This is a genomic window from Burkholderia sp. E168m23 (genome assembly GCF_016586125.1).
Classification (GTDB): Bacteria; Pseudomonadota; Gammaproteobacteria; order Burkholderiales; family Burkholderiaceae; genus Burkholderia; species Burkholderia orbicola.
Genome location: NZ_BCPP01000708.1, coordinates 1 through 3,811, shown reverse-complemented (window position 1 = coordinate 3,811; position 3,811 = coordinate 1). Strand labels below are relative to the sequence as shown.

General features: G+C 67.8%; 5 protein-coding genes and 1 pseudogene. All 6 read left to right on the top strand.

Going from position 1 to position 3,811, the window contains the following annotated elements; genetic code table 11:
• Nucleotides 1-259: pseudogene (locus JMF90_RS27970) on the top strand (ATPase); the annotation flags it as partial.
• A 169-nt stretch (nt 260-428) separates the two neighbouring features.
• The gene (locus JMF90_RS27965) at nt 429-1,049 is read left to right on the top strand and encodes a TetR/AcrR family transcriptional regulator (protein ID WP_011547695.1); all 621 of its coding nucleotides are present in this window, start codon (nt 429-431) and stop codon (nt 1,047-1,049) included.
• Between the two features lie 248 nt (nt 1,050-1,297).
• Nucleotides 1,298-2,356 carry an NADP-dependent oxidoreductase gene (locus tag JMF90_RS27960; RefSeq protein WP_011547694.1) on the top strand — a complete coding sequence of 353 codons (1,059 nt, stop codon included), beginning with the start codon at nt 1,298-1,300 and terminating at the stop codon, nt 2,354-2,356.
• A gap of 92 nt (nt 2,357-2,448) precedes the next feature.
• Entirely contained in the window at nt 2,449-2,748 is a 300-nt protein-coding gene (locus JMF90_RS27955; protein ID WP_011547693.1) for a putative quinol monooxygenase, read from the top strand.
• A 150-nt stretch (nt 2,749-2,898) separates the two neighbouring features.
• The gene (locus JMF90_RS27950) at nt 2,899-3,354 is read left to right on the top strand and encodes a (2Fe-2S)-binding protein (RefSeq protein WP_006479019.1); all 456 of its coding nucleotides are present in this window, start codon (nt 2,899-2,901) and stop codon (nt 3,352-3,354) included.
• Nucleotide 3,355: 1 nt separating this feature from the next.
• Nucleotides 3,356-3,811 (top strand): molybdopterin cofactor-binding domain-containing protein (locus tag JMF90_RS27945; protein WP_201325695.1); only part of this gene is annotated, 456 nt, incomplete at its 3' end.

Below are 3,811 nucleotides of genomic sequence, written 5' to 3'. Positions count from 1 at the left end.
TGCGCAGCAGCGGAAGGACACGGCCGCGCTACAGGCCCAACTCGGCGACGCGCTGCATCGCTGCGGCGTGCTCCAGGGGCAGCTCGATGGCGCACTGGCGACCGACGCGGCGCGCAGCCGCGAACTTGAGGCGCTGAGGCGCGAGATGGCGGCGCTCATGCGCCGGCCACCGTTGCGCGGCGTCAAGACCGTCCCGGCCGCCGAACGCAGCGAGCGGAGGGCGCGGACGAGAAAGCGTGCCGACGAAGCGCCGCGCTGACAACGAAACCGAGTCGCCGATATGACGCGCCGCACGCAGCCGGCACGAGCAGGCGAGAGCCGCGCCGACCAGGCATTGGGCGCGCGACGGGGATCGGGTAAAGTGCCGCTCAACATGCCGGTTCGACGTTACTAGACGACCGGTCTAATCGTTGCTACCATACGCCATCATGAATGCATCTTCAGGCGCCGAAGTCCGCCAGCACATCCTGAACATCGCGAAGCCGATCATGCTCCACAAGGGGTTTTCGGCGGTCGGTCTGAACGAGATTCTCGCCGCGGCGGGCATCCCGAAGGGCTCGTTCTATCATTACTTCGGCTCGAAAGAGGCATTCGGCGAAGCGCTGCTCGAATCGTATTTCGAAGGCTATCTCGCGCATCTCGACAACCTGCTCAAGCAGCAGGCCGGCACGGGCGCCGAGCGCCTGATGACGTACTGGGGCAACTGGCTGCACACGCAATGCGCGGACGATCCGGAAGGCAAGTGCCTCGCGGTGAAGCTCGGCGCGGAAGTGTCGGATCTGTCGGAAGCGATGCGCGCGGTACTGCGGCGCGGCACTAGCCAGATCATCGAGCGGCTCGCCGGCGGCATCGAGGCGGGGCTCGCCGACGGTTCGCTGAGCGGCGTCGACGATCCGTCGTACACCGCCGCGATCCTGTACGAGCTGTGGCTGGGCGCGACGCTGCTGGAGAAGATTCACCGCGACCGCAAACCGCTCGAAAGGGCGATGGCCGAAACGCGGCGCATGCTGAACCTGCCGCCGGCCGCGCATGACGGAGCACAGTCGTAATCCGGGCGCGCAGGGGCGCGCCTTGTTTTTACCCCAACTCTAGACGACTGGTCTACTCAATCATTCATGACGAACGCTTCAAGCCGAACGCTTCACACCGCGTTACGCTGTCCCGATCGTTCCAACCGCCTGCTTGCGACCGCACCGGCCCGCCCGCCGATGCCGCCGCGGGCGCGCACTTCCTGCTGGTCCATCCCTGATCCGATCGTGCCCACGACGCACGTTCATTCCTGTTGACGGAGGCTCACATGCCGCAAAGCAAGACCGCAAACCGCCAGATCGTCCTGAATTCGCGCCCGGTCGGCGCACCGACACCGGACAACTTCCGCGCCGAAACCGCTGACGTGCCGGTCCCCGGCCCTGGTCAGGTGCTGCTGCGCACCGTCTGGTTGTCGCTCGACCCGTACATGCGCGGCCGGATGAGCGATGCGCCGTCCTATGCGCCGCCGGCCGAACTGGGCCAGCCGATGGTCGGCGGCACGGTCAGCCGCGTGGTGTCGTCGAACCTGCCGGCGTTTCGCGAAGGCGATCTCGTCGTCGCCGGGGCCGGCTGGCAGGACTACGCGCTGTCCGACGGGCGCGACCTGATCCCGCTCGGCCGCGACTTCGCGCACCCGTCGTACGCGCTCGGCGTGCTCGGCATGCCGGGCTTCACCGCGTACACGGGACTGCTGAAGATCGGCGAACCGAAGGCCGGTGAAACCGTGGTCGTCGCGGCCGCGAGCGGCGCAGTCGGCGCGGTGGTCGGCCAGATCGCCAAGCTGAAGGGTTGCCGCGTGGTCGGCGTCGCGGGCGGCGCCGACAAGTGCGCATACGTGACCGGCACACTCGGCTTCGACGCATGCGTCGACCACCACGACCCGGCGTTTGCCGCGAAGCTGAAGGACGCGTGCCCGAACGGCATCGACGTCTATTTCGAGAACGTCGGCGGCGCCGTGTTCGACGCGGTATGGCCGCTGCTGAACGACCATGCGCGCGTGCCCGTCTGCGGCATCATTGCGCATTACAACGATGCGGCCTACGACGACAAGGCGCTGTCGACCGGCCGTGACCGCGTGCCGGCGTTGATGGGCGCGATCCTGCGCAAGCGTATCCGCGTGCAGGGTTTCATCATTCTCGATCACTATGCAACCGGCTATGCGCCGTTCCTGAAGGACATGAGCGAGTGGGTCGCGCAGGGCAAGGTGAAGACGCTCGAGGACGTCGTTCCCGACCTCGCCGACGCGCCGCAAGCGCTGATCGGCTTGCTCGCCGGCAAGAATTTCGGCAAGGTCGTCGTGCGTGTCGGCCCGGACGAGCTGGCCTGATCCCGCCGCTCGACGACATACGACCGTTGCACGCTGGCGTCGCACGACGCCGGCTTGTGGCATGCTCGTTTCCGTTTTCAAAGGAGTGAAAAATGGCGCTTCACGTGATTGCTTCGCTGTTCCTGAAACCCGAACACGCGCAGGCTGCCGAGGCCGAGCTGCGCAGCATGGTCGCCAAGACGCGCACCGAACCGGGCAACCGGCGCTACGACCTGTTCCGCGAGCAGGACGGTTCGCCGAATCTGCATCTGTACGAGATCTACGACGACCAGGCGGCGTTCGACGCGCACCTCGCGAGCCCGTATTTCGGCGAGTTCCGCACGAAGTCGGCCGACTGGTTCACCGCACCGCCGCTCATCAAGGTGCTGGCGGGCATCGACGTGGCCGAGTAACGACACAGCACGCAACACCACCGCCGCGGCCCGCCCGCACCCGGGCCGCGCGGCACCCGTTGCGCACGACGCAACGGCGATGATGACGACCCCATGACGCAGCGCGCGTCGTTCGCGCCGCTCCCCCAATACAACGGCCCCGGAGGCTGAATGATCACCCTCAACATCAACGGCGAAACCCGCTCGGTCGACGCCCCCGACGACATGCCCTTGCTCTGGGTGCTGCGCGACGTCGTCGGCCTGACCGGCACCAAGTTCGGCTGCGGGATCGCGCAATGCGGCGCATGCACGGTGCATCTCGACGGCGTGGCCGCGCGTTCGTGCGTGCTGCCGGTCGCCGCCGTCGCGGGCCGCAAGATCACGACGATCGAAGCCGTCGGCGCGACGCCGGCCGGCCACAAGGTCCAGCAGGCGTGGCGCGAGCTCGACGTCGTCCAGTGCGGCTACTGCCAGTCGGGGCAGGTGATGGCCGCCACCGCGCTGATCGCGTCGAACCCGAACCCGAGCGACGCCGACATCGACGCGGCCATGGCCGGCAACATCTGCCGCTGCGGCACGTACCACCGGATTCGCGCGGCCGTCAAACAAGCCGCGAAGGAGGCCTGACATGTCGCGAGGACTGATCGAAGCAGGTCGGGCGACTGCGGGCGTATCGCGCCGGTCGTTTCTGAAACTCGGCATGTCGCTCGGCGCGGCCGCCGGCGGCGGCTTGCTGCTCGGCTTCAGCCTGCCGGCGGCGGGCGACGATGCGCGCCGCTCGGTGATCGGCGGTGACGCAGCCGAACCCGCGCAGCCCGGCGTGTTCGCGCCGAATGCGTTCGTGCAGATCGACCGCGCCGGCAAGGTCACGCTGGTGATGCCGAAGGTCGAGATGGGGCAGGGGGTCTATACGGCGCTGCCGATGCTGATCGCGGAAGAACTCGAAGTGCCGCTGTCGAGCGTGACGCTCGATCATGCGCCGCCGAACGAGAAGCTGTTCCTCGATCCGCTGCTCGGCGGCCAGCTCACCGGCGGCTCGACGTCGGTACGCTACGCGTGGGACCCGCTGCGCCAGGCGGGCGCC

What these genes read in the sequence shown, in the direction of transcription:
- JMF90_RS27965 (WP_011547695.1), top strand. Translation starts at nt 429, where the DNA reads ATGAATGCATCTTCAGGCGCCGAAGTCCGCCAGCACATCCTGAACATC.
- JMF90_RS27960 (WP_011547694.1), top strand. Translation starts at nt 1,298, where the DNA reads ATGCCGCAAAGCAAGACCGCAAACCGCCAGATCGTCCTGAATTCGCGC.
- JMF90_RS27955 (WP_011547693.1), top strand. Translation starts at nt 2,449, where the DNA reads ATGGCGCTTCACGTGATTGCTTCGCTGTTCCTGAAACCCGAACACGCG.
- JMF90_RS27950 (WP_006479019.1), top strand. Translation starts at nt 2,899, where the DNA reads ATGATCACCCTCAACATCAACGGCGAAACCCGCTCGGTCGACGCCCCC.